At 47.9% G+C, this 22431-nt stretch carries 17 protein-coding genes and 1 pseudogene; 15 read left to right on the top strand and 3 right to left on the bottom strand.

What is annotated here, in order from left to right; genetic code table 11:
- The first annotated feature begins 86 nt into the window (after window positions 1-86).
- The 7 genes and pseudogenes from AC0YNT_RS19265 (at window position 87) to AC0YNT_RS19235 (ending at window position 9925) form a co-directional block, all read left to right on the top strand.
- Window positions 87-6170, top strand: a complete 6084-nt coding sequence (locus AC0YNT_RS19265) for an OmpL47-type beta-barrel domain-containing protein (protein ID WP_475806091.1) — start codon at window positions 87-89, stop codon at window positions 6168-6170.
- An 88-nt stretch (window positions 6171-6258) separates the two neighbouring features.
- A pseudogene (locus tag AC0YNT_RS19260) lies at window positions 6259-6573 on the top strand (early set domain-containing protein); the annotation flags it as partial.
- A gap of 155 nt (window positions 6574-6728) precedes the next feature.
- A complete protein-coding gene (locus AC0YNT_RS19255; RefSeq protein WP_475806090.1) occupies window positions 6729-7688 on the top strand; it encodes a hypothetical protein in 960 nt (319 codons plus the stop codon).
- Window positions 7664-7957 carry a glycoside hydrolase family 95-like protein gene (locus AC0YNT_RS19250; protein ID WP_475806089.1) on the top strand — a complete coding sequence of 98 codons (294 nt, stop codon included), beginning with the start codon at window positions 7664-7666 and terminating at the stop codon, window positions 7955-7957. Before AC0YNT_RS19255 ends, AC0YNT_RS19250 begins: the two co-directional genes overlap by 25 nt.
- 113 nt (window positions 7958-8070) lie before the next feature.
- Window positions 8071-8322 carry a beta-xylosidase family glycoside hydrolase gene (locus tag AC0YNT_RS19245; protein ID WP_475806088.1) on the top strand — a complete coding sequence of 84 codons (252 nt, stop codon included), beginning with the start codon at window positions 8071-8073 and terminating at the stop codon, window positions 8320-8322.
- Window positions 8323-8584: 262 nt separating this feature from the next.
- Window positions 8585-9499, top strand: coding sequence for a glycosyl hydrolase (locus AC0YNT_RS19240; RefSeq protein WP_475806087.1), 915 nt, complete (start codon window positions 8585-8587; stop codon window positions 9497-9499).
- Window positions 9500-9592: 93 nt separating this feature from the next.
- Complete coding sequence (locus AC0YNT_RS19235; protein ID WP_475806086.1) at window positions 9593-9925, top strand: Spo0E family sporulation regulatory protein-aspartic acid phosphatase; 333 nt, start codon at window positions 9593-9595, stop codon at window positions 9923-9925.
- A gap of 123 nt (window positions 9926-10048) precedes the next feature.
- Here the strand turns inward: AC0YNT_RS19235 and AC0YNT_RS19230 are convergent, their stop codons facing one another.
- On the bottom strand, window positions 10049-10237 hold the full coding sequence (locus tag AC0YNT_RS19230; RefSeq protein ID WP_475806085.1) for a hypothetical protein: 189 nt from the start codon (window positions 10235-10237) through the stop codon (window positions 10049-10051).
- Between the two features lie 435 nt (window positions 10238-10672).
- On the opposite strand from AC0YNT_RS19230, the gene AC0YNT_RS19225 reads away from it, so the two are divergent.
- The 7 genes from AC0YNT_RS19225 to AC0YNT_RS19195 all read left to right on the top strand — a co-directional run bounded on the left by AC0YNT_RS19225 (window position 10673) and on the right by AC0YNT_RS19195 (window position 19367).
- Entirely contained in the window at window positions 10673-12436 is a 1764-nt protein-coding gene (locus AC0YNT_RS19225) for a cache domain-containing sensor histidine kinase (RefSeq protein ID WP_475806084.1), read from the top strand.
- Window positions 12411-13862, top strand: coding sequence for a response regulator (locus tag AC0YNT_RS19220; protein WP_475806083.1), 1452 nt, complete (start codon window positions 12411-12413; stop codon window positions 13860-13862). The genes AC0YNT_RS19225 and AC0YNT_RS19220 overlap by 26 nt, the downstream gene beginning before the upstream one ends.
- A gap of 116 nt (window positions 13863-13978) precedes the next feature.
- Window positions 13979-15721: an extracellular solute-binding protein gene (locus tag AC0YNT_RS19215; RefSeq protein WP_475806082.1), complete on the top strand. Its 1743-nt coding sequence runs from the start codon at window positions 13979-13981 to the stop codon at window positions 15719-15721.
- Between the two features lie 75 nt (window positions 15722-15796).
- The gene (locus tag AC0YNT_RS19210) at window positions 15797-16753 is read left to right on the top strand and encodes an ABC transporter permease (RefSeq protein ID WP_475806382.1); all 957 of its coding nucleotides are present in this window, start codon (window positions 15797-15799) and stop codon (window positions 16751-16753) included.
- A 14-nt stretch (window positions 16754-16767) separates the two neighbouring features.
- The gene (locus AC0YNT_RS19205; RefSeq protein WP_475806081.1) at window positions 16768-17691 is read left to right on the top strand and encodes a carbohydrate ABC transporter permease; all 924 of its coding nucleotides are present in this window, start codon (window positions 16768-16770) and stop codon (window positions 17689-17691) included.
- A 31-nt stretch (window positions 17692-17722) separates the two neighbouring features.
- On the top strand, window positions 17723-18646 hold the full coding sequence (locus tag AC0YNT_RS19200) for a glycosyl hydrolase (RefSeq protein ID WP_475806080.1): 924 nt from the start codon (window positions 17723-17725) through the stop codon (window positions 18644-18646).
- Window positions 18647-19193: 547 nt separating this feature from the next.
- Complete coding sequence (locus AC0YNT_RS19195) at window positions 19194-19367, top strand: hypothetical protein (protein WP_167279225.1); 174 nt, start codon at window positions 19194-19196, stop codon at window positions 19365-19367.
- A 74-nt stretch (window positions 19368-19441) separates the two neighbouring features.
- Here AC0YNT_RS19195 and AC0YNT_RS19190 read toward each other — a convergent pair whose 3' ends face one another.
- Both AC0YNT_RS19190 and AC0YNT_RS19185 read right to left on the bottom strand, forming a co-directional pair.
- On the bottom strand, window positions 19442-19624 hold the full coding sequence (locus AC0YNT_RS19190; protein ID WP_441891940.1) for a hypothetical protein: 183 nt from the start codon (window positions 19622-19624) through the stop codon (window positions 19442-19444).
- Window positions 19625-19717: 93 nt separating this feature from the next.
- Window positions 19718-21388: a ribonuclease J gene (locus AC0YNT_RS19185; RefSeq protein WP_475806079.1), complete on the bottom strand. Its 1671-nt coding sequence runs from the start codon at window positions 21386-21388 to the stop codon at window positions 19718-19720.
- A 189-nt stretch (window positions 21389-21577) separates the two neighbouring features.
- Here AC0YNT_RS19185 and AC0YNT_RS19180 point away from each other — a divergent pair, with 189 nt between their 5' ends.
- Window positions 21578-22429 carry a sugar phosphate isomerase/epimerase family protein gene (locus tag AC0YNT_RS19180; RefSeq protein WP_475806078.1) on the top strand — a complete coding sequence of 284 codons (852 nt, stop codon included), beginning with the start codon at window positions 21578-21580 and terminating at the stop codon, window positions 22427-22429.
- Window positions 22430-22431 lie beyond the last annotated feature (2 nt).

Genomic DNA, 22431 nt, shown 5'->3' with positions numbered 1-22431 from the left:
CGATCTCAAGATATTGAAAGCGCTTTATATTTAGGGTTACCTTGCTGCAAAAGAAGTCTATCTTCGATATGAAAAGGAGATTACTTATGAACCAAAAGGGAAAAAGATGGCTGCCCCTGATTACAACCATCGTGCTGCTGGCACAGATGGTCCTCATCATTCTGCCGGGTACCGTCAAGGCAGAGACAACATCGATTTTTACGGATTATTTGCCGACGATTACGCAGGTTACCGATGATGCCGGTTTTATCCATCCCGGAGTAGGACAGACCAAGGAGCTTCTTGACAATGTTAGGTCGAAGATAAGGGCAGGCGCACAACCCTGGACGTACTATTTTAATTCTATGTTGCTCCCAGCACCCGAGGCTTCAAGAACGATTGGTTCAAGCAACAGCAGAGACGGTGTAACCGTACTCAACGATAATTTCGACAGTCAAGGTATTGAAGGAAGGTTTATTGCAGACGGCCTGAAGGCATATACACAGGCGCTGATGTATTATATAACCGGTGATGACGTATACCGTGCCAATGCAATGATGATTATCCGTATTTGGGAACAGATGGATCCTGCAAAATACGCGTACTATACAGATGCGCATATTCACGCAGGAATACCTCTTAACCGAATGGTCATGGCAGCGGAGATCATGAGGTACACAAGCACTCAAACAGAAGCACTGGCTTGGACAGATCAAGATACTACGAAGTTTACCAACAATCTTATTGTCCCGGCAACAGAAACCCTTTTGCATAGTCAAAACTATTTTATGAACCAGCATAATTATCCGCTTATTGGAGCCATATCCGGGTACATCTTTACCGGCAACCGCGATCGATACAACGAGGCTGTGGAATGGTTTACCGTTAACCGTACAGCTAATGACCAAGGCTTCAACGGATCGATTAAGGCGCTGTTCCGGTGGGTAACGGAGGAAGAAAAACCGGGAACGATCGTCGGGCAAGGAACACCGGTAGAACCACACGTTCAACATATGGAGATGGGTAGAGACCAAGCGCACGGCGGCGGCGATTTAACCAACGCGGCTATACTTACCCGGTTGATTCACGCCCAGGGAACCAAAGTAGACCCGGTAGCCGGAACCCCGTCTACAACTGATAATGCAGTAGATATCATGGAGTTTCTGAATAATCGGATTTTAGGGGCGGCCAACTATTTCTGGCAATTCATGCTTGGTTATGACACGCCATGGACACCGCAGGCATACGCCATTACAGGTGGCGACCCTGATAACATTGGTATGGGTGGATATATAAGAGATACCTATAATAGTATCTCAACTGGTTATAAGGGAAGATTTGGGACGGCTAACTTCTGGGATTTTTATTCCTATTATACGTATGTCAAACATCAGGATGTATCCCAGATCGCGCCCAAATATTATGAAGCCTTTACTAAGAAACTGATGCCATCTGTTGGCGGGTGGGAAAATAAGGATGCAGGAAATGATTTCTGGATCTATTTGCCACCGGAGGCGGAGGCTGACGCGGCGAAGTTTATTCCTCAGGATCAAACAAGCGGCACTACCTTGCATCTCGAGGATCGCTACACGAGTCTTGACAACAATACGGCTACTCTGCAAGAGGGCGATACCCGCTTCATCCGATTTAATGCAACGCAAGAAGGAAGTAAAATTGCTGTGCTCAGTTTTGGAGGTGTTGCAGGTTCAGGTACGGGACCCTTTGGATTCAAGATTCGTACCAATGGCGTAAGCACATTGGATGCGCTAGATTCGACCATTACCCTTCCGGATACGAAGGGGGAGTGGAGATATGTAACTCTTTCCGGGTCGTTTAGCGATTTTCTCTATATGACGGTAAAAGGAACGCCGGGTGTTACTGTCGATCTTGACTCCGTTGATACGGCGGCAGGTACGAATCTGACACCGCCGGTATTCAAAGCAGGAAGCTCGGATTTGAAGATTTATACCTATGTAGGAGCGTCCGTGAGTGTGGATTTGTCTGCTACGGATGCAAGCAGCACGGATGTGATTACGTATGAGCTTCAGAATAATTCCAAAGAGCTTCAGTTAGATACCCATACAGGCGCATTTACCTGGCAGCCTACAGAGGCAGGAAACTATTCCGTTGTCCTCGCGGCTACGGACGGCACTACCGTTTCAGCCAAAAATGTTAATATTTTCGTAAGCAGCGATCGCGCTTCTGCAGTACAAGCAATCACTGCGTCCTACGATGCAAACCAGGTTTACGTGCAAGCAACACTCAACAATTTCCAAATGGTTTATAACGACACAATCAGTAAGATCAACACGGCGTCCAATGTAGATTTCGATAAGCAGTTGCAAGCGCTAAGGGCTGCTACCGAAGGTCTGGCTGTAGTCACACCTTTAAACAATTTAGGAGGTATGCGTTGGTCCAAGGTTATAGCCTGGTCCTCTTGGGGTTCATTTGCCTCTGTTATGGACGACGGAGACTGGGGAACCGGCGGAGGATGGGGGCTTGGGTCACCGCCGCATTTGTACCAAATGTTGGACTTCGGTCCCGATTATAAGGTTTCAGCTACCAAGTTTGGGTTCAAGAGCAATATTTTCGTAGATCGTCTTGCCAACTCCGCGGTATATGGATCGAATGATAAGGTGAACTGGACACGTCTGACACCGGGAGTCACCCAGTATACGCAAGCTTATCAAACCCTTGATGTGGATCCTGCCTACCAAAATGAAAAATACCGTTATATCAAATTGGAAATGATCAAACCGCTGCCCGATGTTCTTCATAATGGTGTGGTCAATATTTTAGAATTTACAGATTTTGATATATTTGGAACGCGTCATGAAATTGGCAACAAGCTTCAATCGGTTTCCTTGAGTTCTGATCAGGCACTTAACGGAAGGGTTGTACTAGGAAATTCCGTTAAAGTATCCGTCACGGCCAAAGAAGCGATTCAAGACGTAAGGGTTAAAATTCAAGACCAGGATGTCGCCGTCAGTACGACGGACAATATCAACTGGACGGCTACGGCAATTTTGACCGGAAAAGATCAAACCGGCGATGTGAAGGTTAGTATCGATTATCAAGGGCAGGACGGAACGAACGGAGACACCTTGTATGGCACAACCGATGGTTCCACGCTGTTCCTTGTAGACGAGTCGGATTTAATTAAAAATGTGACTAGTATCGCCAATTTAATTGACTCTACTTCAGGAAGAACAGCAGCGCAAACCTTACAGGCGGTGAACTATTTATTTGACAGCAATGCAAGCACGGGTTCCGATATCCGTATCGGAAGCAACAACTCCGGCTCCGGAAGTTACATCATCTTTGACTTCAAGGAAGGCAATCAAGCCACGCTTACGAGTGTAGAGCTGCTTGCAAGACAAGATCAATATTATGGGAGAATCAATGGTGCGGTGGTCCAAGGCTCCAACGATAATACGACCTGGACGACTCTCACCAATGCGGCGGTATCAACACAAAATTGGCAAACCCTTGCGGTCAGCAGTAAAGTACCTTACCGTTACATCAAAATTGTCAATCCCAATGCTTGGTTTGGAAATATGAATGAGGTGAGATTCCACGGAAAAGTTGAAAATCTGATCAGAATCCAATCGGCTTCGATCAGTTCGGCTCAAAGCATCATGAATAGGATCGTGCCCGGCAACACAGTAAAATTGGCGATTGTATCCAAAGAGCCCATTAAAGACGTAAAAGTCGCGATTCAAGGCCAGGATGCAACTGTAACCTCCACAGACAATATCAACTGGACGGCTACAGCAACCTTGAATCAAGGCGTGGCAGCAGGTACGGTAAAATTTACCATTAATTACAATGAAAAAGACGGAACGGCAGGGTATCCGGCTACTCAAACAACAGACAACACTTCTCTTTACCTTGTGGATGAGTCGGATCTGATTAAAAATGTCACCAGCATCGCGAATTTAATTGATTCTACTTCTGGAAGAAGTGCTGCGCAAACCTTGCAGGTGGTGAACTATTTGTTTGACAGCAATGCAAGCACGGGTTCCGATTTCCGTATTGGAAGCAACAACTCCGGCTCCGGAAGCTACATCATCTTTGACTTCAAGGAAGGCAATCAAACCACGCTTACGAGTGTAGAGCTGCTCGCAAGACAAGATCAATATTTTGCAAGAATCAACGGCGCAGTGATCCAAGGCTCCAACGATAATACGACCTGGACGACGCTCACCAAACCGGCTGTAGCTACACGGGATTGGCAGACCTTGGCGGTCAGCAGTAAAGTACCATACCGTTTTATCAAAATTGTCAATCCAAACGCTTGGTTTGGAAACATGAATGAAGTGAGATTCCATGGGGCAGTAAAAGCGTCGGACGTGACGCCTCCGGTCACAACGGAGGATGCTCCACAGGGTTCGGTTGTCGTAGGTACAACGATAAACCTCAACGCTACAGATGACAGCGCAGGTGTTGCGGCAACTTATTACACCCTTGACGGCGGCACGCAGCAAGCCGGGAACACGGTTACGTTAACCACCGATGGAGCGCATACGATCGCTTATTGGAGCGTAGACTGGGCAGGCAATGAGGAACAGCATCACACGCTTACAGTAAACATCGACGATGTTACTCCACCTGTTGTGGCCGGCTTGTATGCAGATATTACAGTGCCGACCAACAAAGATGTTACAGTGACGATCTACTATCCACTTGACGCGGCGGTGAAGGAGTACAAAGTGGGCGATAACGGTGAATGGACCGTTTACACTGCTCCTGTAACGGTTTCCGACAACACAACCGTGTATGCAAGAAGTGCGGATGCCGCAGGCAACGTCTCGGAAGCGGCGAGCTGCACGGTCAGCAACATCTATAAGACAGCACCTTCGGACGCGGTCTTCACAGCTGACATTACAGACCCGACCAACGGCAATGTTACCTTGACGATCAGCTATCCGGACAACGCGACGGTCAAGGAGTACAAAGTCGGTGAGAACGGCACATGGACAGCGTACGAATCACCTGTCACCGTATCCGACAATGTGATTGTCTATGCACAGAGCAAGGACTTTGTGGGCAATGTTTCGAATGTGACCAGCTATACCGTCAGCAATATCGACAGGACGCCGCCTGAGGACGCCGTATTGTCCGCCGACATTACAGCGCCGACAAACCAGGATGTGACCGTAACGGTCACTTATCCGGTCGATGCTGCTGTGAAGGAGTACAAGATTGGTGAGGCCGGCTTATGGACAGCGTACGGCGCTCCTGTGGTTATCTCTGACAACAGTACGGTATATGCCAGAGGAACGGATGCGGCGGGCAATGTCTCCAACGTCATTCCATATGAGGTTGGCAATATCGACCGTATGCCGCCGGCTGACGCAATCTTGGCAGTAGATACCACTGCCTTGACCAATCAAGGTGTCACCGTAATGATCGCCTATCCGGACGATGCGGCGGTGAAGGAGTATAAAGTGGGCGATAGCGGCCTGTGGACAGCATATACGGAGCCCTTTGTTGTTCAGGAGAATGTTACGGTATATGCAAGAGGAGCGGACGCTGTAGGCAATGTTTCGAATGTTACCAGTGCTGTTGTAAGCAACATTTGGAAGAATGCCCCTGTCACCACGGCAGCATTAAGCCCTGCTCAGCCTACCGGCAAGAACGGCTGGTACTGGGCGGATGTTACCGTAAGCTTATTGGTATCCGCCGATCCAGCCGGAGGAGCTGTAATAACGGAGTATCAGGTCAATGACGGCGAGTGGATGGTATATACCGGGTCCATTCCTTCCTTTGGCGATGGGGTTTATAAGCTCGGTTACCGCAGCAAGGATGGAGCCGGCAATGTAGAACAACTCAAAACGATTGCGTTTAAAGTGGACAAGACAGCTCCTGAATTAACGGTCCAGTTGGACAAGACGATGATTTGGCCGCCGAATCATAGGATGATACCGATCAATGCCGCTCTAGTTTCGAGCGACGACGGTTCAGGGATCGAATCGGTGGTGTTGACCTCCATCACGAGCAATTTGCCGGATAGCGGCAGAGGCGGCGACATTCAGGCCAATTTCGGCACAGATGCCACTTCATTCAGCGTGCGTGCGGAAAAAGGAAGCATCTACACGATCACGTACACCGTTACCGATAAAGCGGGCAATAAAAAGTTAGTAACGGCAACCGTAACGGTGCCTCATGATCAATCAGGCATTCATTGATTAGAACTCTGCTGCAGGCGTATATCGCAGACGTGAACAAGCAAAGCGGCAAAGTGTTCACTGCCGAGCAGGCGACTGTGCTGATTCGTTGGGCGCAGTGGTCACCGACGCCGCGCCGGGCAAACCGGTCTTGTCCCATAATAACTGGGACGGCGACGGGGATTACGTTGTTACGATGAACATGTGGTGGGGGACGAACGGTTCCGAGTACCGCTTGTACGAGAACGGGACATTGATCGATTCGCAGACGCTGAGTGAAGCGACGCCTACGGCCCAAAAGGCGGCAACGAGCATCTCCGGCAGAGCGCCGGGCGTATACTCGTACCGCGCCGTATTAGTCAATGAGGCTGGCGAGACATTTAGCCAAACGATCACGATTACCGTCAAGGAGCAAAGAGGTTGATAAACGAGTCAACTTGCACATAATCATCGAAGCCCCCAATCGAATCTTCGTTAAATTGGGGGCTTTTTCTTGAAACGGATAGAGAAGGGGATAAACGCCGACATGCTGCAGCAGAAGAAACTATGATGAGCCCGAATAGAATGGAGGAATAAGAAATGGACCTGGTCCTAAAAAGCAATCGCCGCCAATTCTTTTTAGTCCTTATTTTTTGTTTTACGTTAGTCATGACCTTTACAGGTTTTGGAGGTGCCGGAACAGCGAATGCGGCTGTTTCGCCGCTCATTGCATCTTACAAACCACAAGCGGTAAACGCCGATGTGAATGCTTCCTACACGGATGCTAACGGATCAACGGTATCAGCAACGATCCATCATCCGGGCATTGCCATGACGCTGGCCGATCTGGACAATATGCGCGACCATGTAAGAGCAGGGGACGAGCCGTGGAATACGGCGTTCGAGGCCTTTGCCGCCGACTGGCAATCCAGACCGAATCCAAGAATCTTATATGAGGTCGGAAATGATCTATTCGTTAATATACGCGGTCCGTGGGCCTTTACCGATGCAAATGGTAAATACTGGTCTGACCCAAGCGATTATGTGGGAACGCGTGCGAATACGGATGCCTTAACCGCTTTTAAACAAGCCGTTATGTGGTACATTACCGGCGATGAGACGTACCGTTCCAGTGCGATGTATACCGTCAGATCTTATTCCGGCATCCAGTCTGTTGCTCCTCATACGAACTTCCGTTTTGCGACGATGACTTATTTGCTGGCGGCAGCGGCAGAAATTTTGCGTTATTCCGACACGCCTACAGCAGGTTTGAAATGGACAGAAACCGACACTCAGAATTTTATCCATATGATGGAGCTTTGCTCGGTCACTTATAACGCACATTCTTTTTTCATGAATCAGCATCAGTTTACGGTTATGGGAACGATGGCGCAGGCGATCTTTACCAATGATCTGGAAATGTATGCGGAATCCGTAGAAGCAACAACAGTGAATGCAGAAGGCGATGATGGGGGAAGGAATGGTTCGATCAAACATGAAATGTCGCTGCAACATCGGGAATCGCCGAGCTTCTATTGCAATCGCATCAAGGACTGTTAGAACTGCTGCCGGCACTTCCCGATGCCTGGCCGAAAGGTTATGTGAAAGGATTACGTGCAAGAGGTAATTTCGAAGTGTCAATAGAATGGAAAGAAGGAGAAGTTAACACTGCTGAAATTTTCTCTCATTCTGGGGGAATCTGCCGAGTATACTCTTCTGTTCCACTTCGAGTGGAATCAGAAGGTATCACATTTGCGATAAAGCCGGATGAGCAAGGAATTCTGACATTTGAGACGAATCCACAAGGCAGCTACCGGCTGAGACGATAGCTCTTGTAGACCGGGAGCCGAATCAGGGCGGACTTGTCGATACCGTTAACGGGGAATGGTATTTCATCTCGTATCAAGGAACGGGCGGATATTACGAAGGGAGACCGCTTCACTTGCTGCCCGTCACATGGGAAGACGGCTGGCCGATGATCGGTGACGATATCGACGACGAAGGAGTCGGAGAGATGGTATGGGGCGGCGTGAAGCCTATTAAAGGCCATCCCACGACGGTTCTTACTACGAATGACGATTTTGACCGGGCGGTGCTAGAGCCGTATTGGGAATGGAACCATCAGCCGAGAGCCGACAAATGGTCGTTAACAGAACGGCCGGCCACTTGCGTCTATACGCATGCCAACCGATAGAGAAGAAGGATTCTGAAATTACGGAATCCACGATTTGGTTAAGGTCTGTGTGGAACCTGGAGTGGATCAGTCAACTCACATATAGCTTCGATGGGGGCCATTTCACGAGATTCGGTGATACCTACCAGCTAGGATGGGGGAATTACAGGGGAGATCGAATCGGGATATACAGTTAAAACTGCGAGCGTGAACAGGGATATATCGATGTAGACTGATTTTGTAATGAGGTCACAAACCATGCATAAAGGGAGTGGAATATGGTATGAAAGAGCCATTGTTTAGAGACCCCATCTATGACGGTGCGGCGGATCCTACAGTCATCTGGAACCGGCAGGCCAAGGAGTGGTGGATGATTTATACGAACCGCCGGGCAACGCAGGAAGGTCCGAAATTCGGATGGGTGCATGGCACCGATCTCGGTGTTGCTTCTTCATCGGATGGCGGATCAACCTGGTTATACCGCGGAATCCTGGAAGGACTCGAAACGGGCTGGGGAAGGAATACGTTCTGGGCGCCTGAAATCATTTGGCATGACGGGCTGTACCATATGTATGTCACATACGTTCACGGCGTACCGAAAGATTGGACGGGCAAGGCTCGGATTCGGCATTACACAAGTACCGACCTTATTCGTTGGGCGTTCCAATCCACGCTTGGCCTTAGTGAGGAGAACGTGATCGATGCCTGTGTGTACCAACTGCCGGACGGCACGTTTCGAATGTGGTTTAAGCAGTGGAATCATACCTATGCTGCCGAAAGCAAGGATCTGTATCATTGGCAGCCGATTGGTTCGGTGATAGCAGAAAGAGGCCACGAAGGGCCGAATGTTTTCAGCTTGGGCGGCTATTATTGGATGATCGTAGACGAGTGGCGCGGTCAAGGCGTGTATCGCTCGAATGATCTTGAGACGTGGGAACGCAACGGCCTCATTCTTGACCAGCCCGGCAGGCGCGAGGATGACGGAACGATCGGCCTTCACGCCGATGTGGTCGTTCAAGGCGATGAGGGGTATATCTTCTATTTCACGCATCCAGGCCGTATTCATGGGCACAATGAAGATTCGGGCTATGAACTGCGTCGCTCATCCATTCAGGTTGCCAAGCTGGAAGTGGTTGACGGCGTGCTGATCTGCGACCGCGACAAGGAGTTTGAGCTGAATCTTAGGGCGGAAGATTGATCTTTAAAGGCAGGCTGATCGATATCGGCAAGAAGTAGGCTACGCAGATTGGAGCGCGCTTGCAAACTATTGAGATAGACGAAACTCTCCATTATGGATATATCCCTTAAATGTGGATTTAATGACAGCAATCAGCGTGAACAAGATCGCCCGGAAAGGAGACTTCCCATAAAATCGTCTTCGGATATCTATACAGCGGACCTGGATGCTCTTCGGCTTGAGATCGAATATAAGCGCAGGGAGCTGAATCTAATCGAGGAATCGTTGTCGCTGTATTCACAAGAAGTTGTCAAGGTATCTCAACGATTGGATACGTTAATCGTTCTGTACTTACAGGCTAGGCTGCTAGGTTCCAATGAAGAGCGTGCCTCAAGCCGAAAGCGTGGCGATGACAATGGTCATGATATTGACCGGAGAATTATTTGATAAATCATCCAATTTGGGATTAATCAGCCGGCTGAAGCCGGAGTAGCTCATGCAATGAAAAGCCTGCAACTGACCAATCGGTTGCAGGCTTTTCACAATAGCGTTTAGCCGGTTCGCTTTGTCTTACTCGGGATTCGATCTAATGAAGTGAAGCACGCCGTAAATGCCGATATCCCTCTCACGCGGAATGAATTGGACGGTTATCGTTTCCTTGCCGGAAGTTAAGGCATCCGGAAGAGCGAAAATACGCTCGTAGAACATCCGCTTCCACTCCTGCGGGATCCGTTCCGTGGAGAGAAGTTCTCGGTCCACCAGAATATCGAGCTGCGATCCGCATGCATACGGGAGAACTATACGATAACCCTGAAAGCCAAAAGAATGAGCGGACCTAAAGGCTTTAATCTCAAGTTTGGTCAGACGGACGAGAAGAATAACGGATTTGGGAGTTTGGCGGCTGGCAGAATCAGGATTCGATTATTGCCTCAAATATTAATGGAAGAGGCTCCGTCCTCACCAACAGCATTTTTAACGTAGAAGATCATAAAGAATACGCCTTGAAGTTGGAAGTATCCGGCCGCCGGATTCGTGCCCAAGGCAACCGGTTTGCGTACGATTTTCCCCAGTATTCCATCACGGTATTCAGAGTGAAATAGAGTAAGTCTTCAAAAATATCGCCTTAAAAAAGCGGTTTTTTGTTGTTTCGTCTGTTTGAGGACCATTAAGCCGCTATACGAAAAGAGGATCGTTATGGTGAACCGGATATGGAAGCCCAGCTTGATGAGGCAAATCTTAATCTTGATTGCGCTTATGCTGGTCACGCTGCTTATTACTTATATCATTACGAACCGGATTGCCCAGCAAATTATCGAACGGAAGGTAACCGCATCCGTTAATACCATCCTGCAACAGGTCAACGAGAAGATGACGAGCTTTGACAGCGACATGCAAGGAATATCCACCTTCTTGTTTTACAGCCCTACCGTGCAGACCTATATCAATACGGACGATATGCTGGACCGGGTACTGAAGAACCGCGAAGTGTTGTCGGTATTCGCCAACACGATGTCAATGAAATCCAATATAAGGGGGATTCAGCTATATGACCGAAGCGGGAAGCTGATGACAAGGCTTGGCGAGGGCCAGGACGAGACGACGGCTCCCGTACAGACGATGTCCTATTCCGGGCTGGTTAATCTGGATGACCGTCCGACGGAGCATTTTTACATCATTACGGCTCCAATCTATGGACTGGACAGCAACCATATCGCAACGGAATACCGGGGGACCGGTCGTTACGTGATGGATGTCTCTAACCTCAGCCCGATTCTGAGAAGCGCAAAAGTTACGGCCAACTCCCGGGTTATGCTATTGGACCGGAACGATCATATTTTAACGAGCGAAGGCAAGGTGTCCAGCAGCGACTCGGTGAACGTAGGCAAGTGGAAAGCAAACTCGAAGTTTATCGTCCAGTCGATTACGCTTGCTCCTTCCGGCTGGAAGCTGATCAGTATCATTCCGAAGAGCGAGCTGCTTAACGAGCTGGGAACGGTTAAACGGATTAATATTACAACCTACGCCATTATGTTCGGTATTTTGTGTATGTTTCTGCTGATTTTCTTCACCCGAATTCTCATGCCCATCAAATCGTTAATGGATTTCATTAAGTCCTATCCGAAAAACGGAGAGGATAGCCGCTATCAGGTCGTTCACAAAAACGAGATTGGCGTGCTTGCCCAAAAGCTGAATAATATGCTCGACGATATTAGCGAGTTAAGCGATGAGGTCCGCTCTACCCAAATCCGGATGCTGGAAATTGAGCTGGCCAAAAAACAAATGGAAATATCGGCTTTCCGGAACCAGATTAATCCGCATTTTCTGTATAACACGCTGGAAAGCATCCGCGCCATGGCCTTTTACCATGATGTCCGCGATATTGCGGATATTTCGGAGTCGCTGTCGCGCATGTTCCGCTATGCGGTGAAAGGGAGCAACTTTGTGACGATCGCGGAGGAGCTGGCCCACATTAGGGAATATGCGAGAATTATAGATTTTCGATTCAGGGGGCGGTTTAAGATCGTTATCCGCTGCGAGGAGAATTTATTGAACGAGACGATGCTCAAAATGCTTCTGCAGCCGCTTGTTGAAAACGCGGTATTTCATGGGCTGGAACGGAAGCTGGGTGAAGGTGAAGTAGTGATCGATATTCATAAATCCGCCGATCATCGGATCGGGGTTCTTGTTCAAGATAACGGCTACGGCATGAGCGAGAGCCAGCTGCAAGAATTAAAGGAAGGCCTTATCGGCGATCAGGAATTCGCGTCAGGGGAACAGGGGAAGCAGAAGGGTATCGGGATTTCGAATATCTATAACCGGACGCATCTATTCTATGGCGAAGCTGCAACGCTTGAGGTTGACAGCATGTTAAATGAAGGGACGAGCGTCAGGATTTCTTTCCCGTCGCACGTCATCGAGGGAGGAACCAAACATGTATCGCGTGTTAATCGTGGATGATGAGCCTTGGGTCGCTTACGGCATATCGAAGCTTATCGATTGGGAGTCGGAAGGGTTTCGGGTTATTGGCGAAGCTTACGACGGTTCATCGGCTTTACGGTTTATTGAGGAGCATCAGCCTGAAGCGGTTGTCTCGGATATCCGGATGCCGGGGCTTAACGGAATTGAACTGCTGAATGAAATAGCCAAGCAGAAGCTTGGGACGGAAGTTATTCTTGCGAGCGGGTATTCCGAATTTGAATATGCCCAGCAGGCGTTGCGGCTTGGCGCATTTGATTATTTGCTTAAGCAAATCGAGAAGGATCAGCTGCTCGAAACGATCGTGCGTTTGAGAGGCCATTTGGAGCAAAAAAAGCTGAAAGCCGGCGACCCCGATGCACCGCTGAACGATTTGTTTGAGCTGCTTGATGCCGACGGCCATACCACGATTGGTCAGTATCTAGGCAACCGGGGAATGAAGCCCGAGCATCCGAATGTTCTGCTCATAAACGCTCTATTTCCGTATGCCACGGTGACGGATTCCTCCGAGAGAGTTGCGGAATTGTCCGCGATGAATGCCCATGTTATTAGAACAGGCTCTAACAAGCTGTCTTATATTTTGCAATATGATGAAGCAGTGCACGCCAAGGAACTGCTGGATTTTATAACCGGCAGTCTTAATGATGCGAGCCATATCGGAATCAATATGCCGGCGGATTTGTCTTATCCGCTCTCAAAGATGTTTCAAGCGGCAGATATCGCGTTATTCACTTCATGCTTTTATCCGGATCAGCGCATCGTCCGTTATAAAGAGCATGAGGCAACGGCCGCCGGAATCTCGGGAACTATGCTGCAGCTGGAGCTGAGCATGAAAGAACGAAAATTAACCGGTATGCAGGAATGCCTTCAGCGCCTTATGGAGCAATGTCGCGGCATGCAGCTGGATCAATTCACTAGCGTGTACAATCAGATCATCTCGCTTATCCATAAATATTACAGCCAGGCAAGCCCGCAGCAGGATATGGAATTTCTGACTTACGATCAGCTGGCAAGGACCTATTCTTCTATAGATGCCGTATTTGAAAGGTTGAAGTCCGGCTTCGAGCTGGAAGGAACGCCCGATCTCCCGGTAATAAGCGGGCAGGTGAAAGCCGTAATGGACTATATCGATTCAAGCTTTACGGAGGATATCATGCTGGGGGCAATCGCCAAACGTTTTAATCTGAGCCTTAGCTATCTTAGCTTCCTTATTAAGAAGGAAACGGGAACCTCTTATTCGGACTATATTACGGGCAAAAGAATCGCGCTTGCAAAAGAGCTGCTCAAGGAAAGCTCCATATCCGTTTACGAGGTTGTGGAGCGTGTCGGCTACAAGGACTATTTTCATTTCAACAAGCTGTTTAAAAAACACGTCGGGCTAACGCCAAGCAAGTTCAGAAAAATATGAAAGCGCTATCTACAATTCGCACCAATTTGCAAAATTACAAACATATGGCTGTGGACTGGATCCAACTATCATGAGAAGGGTAAGAGCCATTACAAGTCTTAAGGGGGAACAAAGGTATGAGAAAGCATTACAGCTTGTGGACGGTCATGCTATTGTCTTGTTCGATTGCGCTTTCAGCCTGCAGTTCGAATCAACCGAATAACAGCCAGGAAGGAACGAATAACGCGGCAGCCAATTCCGCGGAACCGTCTTCCTCAAGCGGCGCGGCGGAGAATACAGCTCCGGTCAAGCTGACGTGGTTCTCTGACGTAAGCGGATGGAATCCGCCGTCGCCATGGAATTCGGATCCCAATTCGGTAGAAGGGACGATTACAAGCAAGACCGGTTTATCGTTCGAATTCAACATTCCGGCTCAGGATGCGGGCACGAAGTTAAGCCTGATGCTTGTCTCGTCCAATAAGCTGCCGGATATTATGACGCTGACGGACGGCACGCTGGAGAAGAAGCTGATTGACGCGGGCAAAGTATGGAATCTGGACGAATTTCTGAAAAAATATAATCCGTCCTCTCCGCTGCTGACGAACTTTCCGCAAGATCTGAAGCAAGCCTTAACCGAGCGCGACGGCGGCTGGTATGCCTATCCGAGTCATATGGATACGCAGGATGCCCGCAAGATTTATCCGCCATCGAGTGAATATTACTCCGATGCGGCTAAGTACCGCAACAATAACTCTATTATGTTCAATCAGGAAATTATGCAGCAAGCGGGTATTACGGAGGATGAGTTAAAGACGGAGGACGGAGTGCTTGCGGCTTTTGAGAAAGTGAAGGGGCTGAAAATCGATGGAGCGCCCGTTGTTCCCCTGATGATTAACGGGAAAGATTATCAAGGCTTATCGGTTGGCGGAACTGGACACGGCGGCACTCTAGGTACGCTGGAAGCCATGTTCGGAGCTATGCCGGTCGATAAGGACGGCAATTACCGCGACGTGATCCTGGCCCCGGAAACGAAGCATGCGCTTGATTTCCTGTACAAAGCGGCCAAAGCAGGTGCCTTTGATCCAAGCCAGATGACCGTGGACGATACATCCACGAAAGCATCCGTCAAGACAGGCCGCGTATTCAGCTTTATCGGCAATACGGCCAATACCGGATTTACGGACGAGAACGCGGTTGGCACGTGGATTACGCCAGGACCAATGTTGTCGAATGAGGGAACAAAGCCGGTGGCGGGCCGCTCCATGAAGGCGGGAACAGGTTGGATGAATACGTTTATTTCCAAGGATGCGCCTAATCCGGAGATAATTGCCAAATGGCTTGATTTCATGACCAGCAACGAAGGGCTCTTGCTTAACTATTACGGCTTCGAAGGAACCGACTATACGCTGGACGCGAATGGACTTGTCGTACAGACGGAGCAAGGTCTGAAAGATGCAGCCGATTATTCCAAAACCGGCGTGTTTGCCTTCTGGCCGTTCCACAATATTGCCTGGCATGACCATGCGACGGTTGCTCCTACCTCCAATAAAGGGGCGGACAGCGTCATGGCAATGCAGGTGCAGACAACGATAGGCAAAAACTCCGAAATTTACGATTCTTCAGCATTGATTATGCCTAGCAATTTCATTGAAGCCGGCAGCAAGATGGCCAATGATCAGCTGCAAATCAAGACGTACCTGGAAGCCCAAATCTCCAAAATCGTATTGGCTAAAGACGATGTTACAAGGGATAAACTCTATGACGATATGATCGCTCAGGTGAAGAAGATGGGAATCGAAGATATCAATGCGAAGATCAACGAGCAGTTCCATAAGCAGCAGGAAAGCTACGGTACAACGATTAAAGGGATCAATTCTTAAGTAGTGGATCAAGGGGATCGTGTCAAAGCCGAAAGCTACGGCATGATCCGCCCTTGAGCAGGAGGGAGTCAGTTGATGAATCCGTCGGATAAAAAAAGGAAGAAACAAAAGGGCTATGCGCTGCAATCCGACTTGCGAACGCAGACCGAGCTGACGGTTATGATTGGGCCAGGCGTGATCTCCATTATCGTATTCAGCTTTTTGCCGCTGTTTGGTCTGCTGATGGCCTTCAAGCATTATGACCCGATTAGCGGAGTTAAGGGGATATTCACAAGCCCATGGAATCATTTCGATAACTTCAAGCTTATCTTTGATAACTTTCAATTTTGGCCAATGGTCAAAAATACGCTCGGCATTAATCTGATTGGGTCGCTTGTTGGTATACCCGTCACGATTATTTTCGCTTTGCTGCTTAACGAAATCGTCAGTACGAGGTTCAAATCGGCAATTCAGACCATTACCTACCTGCCGCATTTCTTGTCCTGGGTTATTTATGGCGGCTTGTATATTACGCTTCTGAATCCGCAGGAAGGGATTATCAACTATCTGCTGGTCCATCTGCATCTGGTGAACGAGCCTCTGCAATTTCTGTCCGATCCAAGCTATTTCTGGGGTCTGGCAATCGTTACGAACCTGCTTAAGGATCTCGGATGGGGAGCGATTCTGTACTTGGCCGCGATGGCCGGCGTCGACCAATCGTTATACGAAGCAGCGGCAATAGACGGAGCGGGACGGTTCAAACGAATGTTCCATATTACGCTGCCAGGAATCATGTCAACTTTAATGATCATGATCATTTTCGCCGTAAGCGGCATGCTGAACAATAACTTTACGCAAATTTATGTCTTGCAGAACTCCTTGAATATGCCAGCCAGCCAAGTAATCGATACGTACGTTTATCAGACGGGCTTGCTGAATTTCCAGTTCGATGTCGCAACGGCTATCGGATTAATGAAGTCCGTGCTTGCGCTTGTCTTGCTTGTGGGAGCTAATTATGCTTCGAAAAAAATTACAAAATCAGGTCTGTTCTAAGGAGGCATCCCGGTATGGTTGGAGGAAAGTCTCTAGGAGACCGTACATTTTCCGTTACGAATACAGTGATCATGGTCGTGATCATGATTGTGACCGTATATCCTTTTTGGTACGCGATTATTAGTTCCCTGAACAGCGGGATTGATCTGCAGCGCGGACCGGTGTTTCTATGGCCACGCATATTTACTTGGGCGAGCTGGCGAGCGGTTTTGGCGGATCCGGGTCTGCTCAGCGCAGCCTGGATTACCGTATCCCGAACCGCCATCGTAACGATCATCTCGATATTTTATACGGCAATGTTCGCTTACGCCTTCTCGCGCCCCTACTTAAAGTGGCGAAAATGGTATATGGCGATTGGGTTTACGAGCATGTATTTCAGCGGTGGGCTTATTCCGTCTTTTCTATTAATCAACTGGCTTCATCTCTATGATAATTATTGGGTATACATTATTCCTTCTTTGTTTGGCGGCTTCTGGAACGTTATTATCCTGAATGCGAACTACAAAGCGATTCCGGATGCTTTGTTTGAATCCGCCAAGCTGGACGGGGCGAGCGAATTCTCGATTTTCCTGCGCCTCGTTCTGCCTCTGTCCAAGCCGGTATTGGCGGCATTATCGATCTTTACGGCGGTCGGCATATGGAATGATTACGGAACGACGCTTTATTTTACGCAGTCCAATGGCCTTCAGACCCTGCAATATTTGATTCTTAAGCTGCTTCAGACAAGCTCTGCGGTTGAACAGCTGTCAAGCTCGGCATCGCTCTCTAATCCCGCGGTATCCGAGTTGCTGTCTCTGGCGCAGGGACAAGGCGAAATTACGTCGCATACCATTGAATTAGCCTCCATGGTTATCGCATCGATTCCGATGATTGTCATGTACCCGTTTGCGCAAAGATTTTTTATTTCAGGCGTATTGTTAGGTTCGGTCAAAGGTTGATACTAATTGGAAACAGAGAGGAACGGTGGTTATGACAGCACCTTTATTCAGAGATCCGATCTATGACGGGGCAACGGATCCTACGGTTATCTTCAACCGGGAAACAAAAGAATGGTGGATGGTGTATACGAGCAGGCGGGCAACCGCCGAAGGGCCGGGAGTCGCTTGGGTGCATGGCTCCGATCTTGGAGTCGCGACGTCTGCGGATGGCGGACGGAACTGGGTTTATCGGGGGACGTTGCCAGGGCTTGATTTCGAGTGGGGGCGCAATACGTTCTGGGCACCGGAAATCTATTGGCATGACGGCATCTATCATATGTACGTCAGCTATATTCAAGGCATCCGGGTGGAGTGGACGGGAGATCGCCGGATTATTCATTATACGAGCAAAAACCTGATCGACTGGCAGTTGGAAGGACCGCTCTCGCTAAGCTCGAATCGCGTGATTGACGTATGCGTCCATGAGCTTCCGGGAGGCGGTTTTCGGATGTGGTATAAGGATGAAGAGCATGGATCGGCTACTTACGCGGCGGACAGCGAGGATTTGTACCATTGGCATAGCGCCAGACCCGTACTTACGCATCGCGGGCATGAAGGACCAAATGTATTCCTGTTCAAGGGCAGCTATTGGATGATTATCGACGAATGGAGAGGGCAGGGCGTTTACCGTTCCGATGATTTGGATAATTGGGAACGGAACGGGATGATTCTCGACACTCCGGGCGTCCGTAAGGATGACGAGTGGATCGGCCATCATGCGGATGTCGTCGTTTCCGGGGACGAGGCGTATGTCTTTTATTTCACCCACCCGGGACGCAGCGGAATGCAGGAGGGCGCAAAAGAAGGATACGAAGAGCGCCGGTCATCCGTTCAAGCAGCACGGCTCGATGTGCAGGACGGGATTCTCGTATGCGACCGCGACGAGGATTTTGAGATGAACTTGATAAATGAATAACGGCTGGCTGTAAGAGCAACTATTCCGAAACGGCATTCGGAATAGTTTCTTTTTTTTACATCTTGCAAGCGGTGAGTCAGCGCAGCTTGCCGAATGCGGACCGGAGTTCATTCGTGAATAACTCGACTGCTCCCAAGCGGGGAAGTGCCCGCCTTTATCCAGCACGTTGTAATAGAAAAGCTTAGGATAAGCTTGTTTCGAGCGCTTCGTAGACTCGTCCAGGAAAATGTTTATAGCAGCCGGCAGCTTAAGCCTTATCTCCACGGAGCAGGTCTCAGTAGTAAGTGTAAATTGAACAGTACATCTTAGTCGTAGATATACATTGTCTCAATTGTAGATATATAAATGCTTTATTTGAGAAGATTTTGGTCTCAATCGTAGATATTACTCACAGAGACAATAACAAACAACTGTTAGTATAGCCATTCCATCAAACAATACATCTATCCATTGAAGGATTAAGTTAAGAAATACTTGGATTGTATGATTCTAATCAGAAATTCACAATCTAGATTTAATTCTCTGTGGAAAGGATGTGTATGGATAAATGGCAAATAACAAAAACTATAATCACAATCAGCATGATCATACCGATAATAATGGACAGCGGCAGAATGACGTTCATGGAGGCGAGCTTCATAATGGACGTCTAAGCCAGATTAAGAATAGTAATCCTAATGGTGAAGCTGTGCAAAATGAATTTCTAAGTAAAAAAGAATAAAGTAGAAAAAACAACAAGCTGACTTCGGTTTAACAACCGGAATCAGCTTGTTTGTTTTACTCAGAAATTATCCCTTATTCGCTCTCTGTATCAACGATTTCTTCCAGTACAGAGGACTGCTCATGGCTTGCTGCGATTATTTCTTGGTCCGTATGATTAGTGCCTTGAATCTCTTCAGCAGCTTGTGCTTGACGATTCAATTGCTTCTCTACTTGTCCAATTCCATGTGCACCTTGATGGCCGCGGCTAGACGTCAATTGATTCTCCACCTTTCACATTATCATGCAGCCGATCTTATCGACCTAGGTAGTATATCCAGCAACTCCCCATTCCATTAGACAAAGACAAGGCTATACCTGAATGATAATAGGGAGAATCATGGGTCTTCTCTTGGTCTTAGCATATAAAAACTTTCCGACCGATTCTTTAATATTCTGCTTGTAGAGATTCCAAGGCTTGTGTAGATTTGTTTCCTGCAAAAGCTCCATCTGCTGCATTGTAATGCGATGCACTTCTTCCATTAATCCTTCCGATTCCTTAACGAATACAAAGCCCCGGGAAATGATGTCAGGACCAGATACGATCTTATTGTCTGACTTTCCAAAGGTGATGACGATGATTAAGATCCCATCTGCAGACAGTACTTTACGGTCTCGTAAGACAACATTGCCAACATCACCGATTCCAAGACCATCAACATAAGTGTCCCCATTGGTAACTCTTCGTTCCTGAAAAGCTTCTGATCCTGCGAAATCTACCACATCACCGTTGTTCAGGATGAAAATATTACTCGACTTAACTCCAACGGATTCGGCTAACAGACGATGCAAATGGAGCATGCGGTATTCGCCATGAATGGGAATAAAATATTCCGGTTTCATCAAAGTAAGCATTAGCTTTAATTCTTCTTGGCTGGCATGACCGGATACATGCATTCCGGTATTTGATCCTGAGCCATAGATAACCTTCGCTCTTCTCTCAAAGAGGTTATCTACGATGCGAGCTACGTTCCGTTCGTTGCCGGGAATAGGCGAGGATGCAAAAATAACAGTATCTCCAGCAGAGACAGAAATCTGCCGATGATTGCCACTGGCAATGCGTCCTAACGCAGCCATTGGTTCCCCTTGACTGCCTGTACAAGCTACTACGATTTCATCCCGCTTATATTTATTTACTTCCGCCAGATCAACCAGCATGTTTGAGGGCATATTCAAATAACCCAAAGTTGATGCAATCTCTACAACATTGACCATACTTCTGCCTGCTAAAGCGATTTTTCGGTCCGTCTTAATGGCGGCATCGATAATTTGCTGCAGCCGATGCACATTAGATGCGAAGGTCGTTATAAATATCATCCCTTCCGCATTAACGAAGGCTTCGAGAATATTGGCGCCAACTAAACGTTCCGAGGGGGTAAATCCGGGCCGCTCCGCGTTGGTGCTTTCAGACAATAGAGCTAATACGCCGTTTTTTCCGATGTCAGCCATTTTGTGAATATCAGCGTACTGATTATTTACCGGAGTCAAATCGAATTTGAAGTCTCCGGTGTGGACGACTGTTCCCTGTGGGGTATGAAAGGCAATGCCCAGACAATCCGGTATACTATGGTTAGTACTGAAGAAGCTGAGAGGAACGTTGCCTAAGGTAATCTCGGAGTGAGGATCAATCTGATGCAGGATCGTTGTACCGAGCAGTCCATGCTCCTTCAGTTTTCCTTTTATTAAGCCAAGTGTTAATCTCGTAGCATAAATAGGCATGTTCAATTGTTTGATGATATATGGGATACCGCCTATATGATCCTCATGTCCATGTGTAACGACAAGCCCTCTGACTTTATCCTGATTTTCAATTAAATAAGAAATATCAGGTATAATGACATCAATTCCTAACAGACTTTCATCTGGAAATTTCGAGCCGCAGTCTACGACAATTAGATCGTCTCCGCTTTGAATAATATACATGTTTTTCCCAATCTCGTTTACTCCGCCAAGAGGGATGATTGATAATTTTTGATTATTCATTTTAACCTCCGCAAATCTGAATAGTTATTTCCAATTGGTTTGTTTTTCCCAGTGTTCACTTGGTTTATTCTCTATGGAGATTGGGCGATTGATGCAAAAACAGATATTCGCTGTATCCAAAACATGTTATTATTCTCATAACGTTTATTTCTATTTTATGAGTCAGCCACACGGAAGGGAGATTCAGTTATGAAGTTTGGAGTCAGTACATACAGCTATTATCAAGCGTTAAGGTCAGGGGAATTAGACATACTTGGTGTCATAGGTAACATAGCGGAGATTGGCGGAGAGCATGTTGAGATTGTGCCTCTAGGTTTCGATTTGACTGAAGAATTAATCCAAGCTATTCGCCGTAAAGCGGATGAGGTCGGTATTTATATCTCCAATTATTGTGTTGGTGCGAACTTTGCTGGCAAGAGTGAGACCGAATACGAGCAGGAGATTGATAGAGTAATGGGGGAAGTGGACATTGCAGCTGCACTTGGTGTTAAGCTGATGCGACATGATGTTGCTTCGTCACCGGATACGTCGATCGGGAACTTTAATAAGGAACTGCCCAAGCTGGCTGAGGCTTGCCGCCGAATTGCTGACTATGCAGCTACGAAGGGGATTACGACTAGTGTAGAAAATCACGGTTACTTCCTTCAAGCAAGCGATCGTGTACAAACTCTCCTCCATGCTACGGACAGAAGTAACTTCAAAACGACGCTGGACGTAGGGAACTTCCTCTGCGTTGATGAGGATCCGGCTTCTGGGGTTACTAATAACATTGCTTATGCTTCCATGGTGCATGTGAAGGACTTTTATGTACGTCATCCTGAAAGCAATCTTGCAGAAGGCTGGTTCCGTTCCTCTCATGGCAATTATTTGCGGGGTGCTATCGTAGGTCATGGAGATATAGACATGCGTCGTGTGTTAGGCATCGTTAAGAAATCTGGCTATGACGGCTATATTTCAGTTGAGTTCGAGGGGCTTGAGCCATGTATATTCGCAACGCAGCAGGGCTTGAATCAATTGAAAACGATTTGGGAGTCACTTTAAAC

It is taken from the genome of Paenibacillus sp. J22R56 (assembly GCF_056269375.1).
The sequence above is the reverse complement of the archived record's forward strand: the minus strand, read 5'-3'. Positions and strand labels throughout refer to the sequence as shown.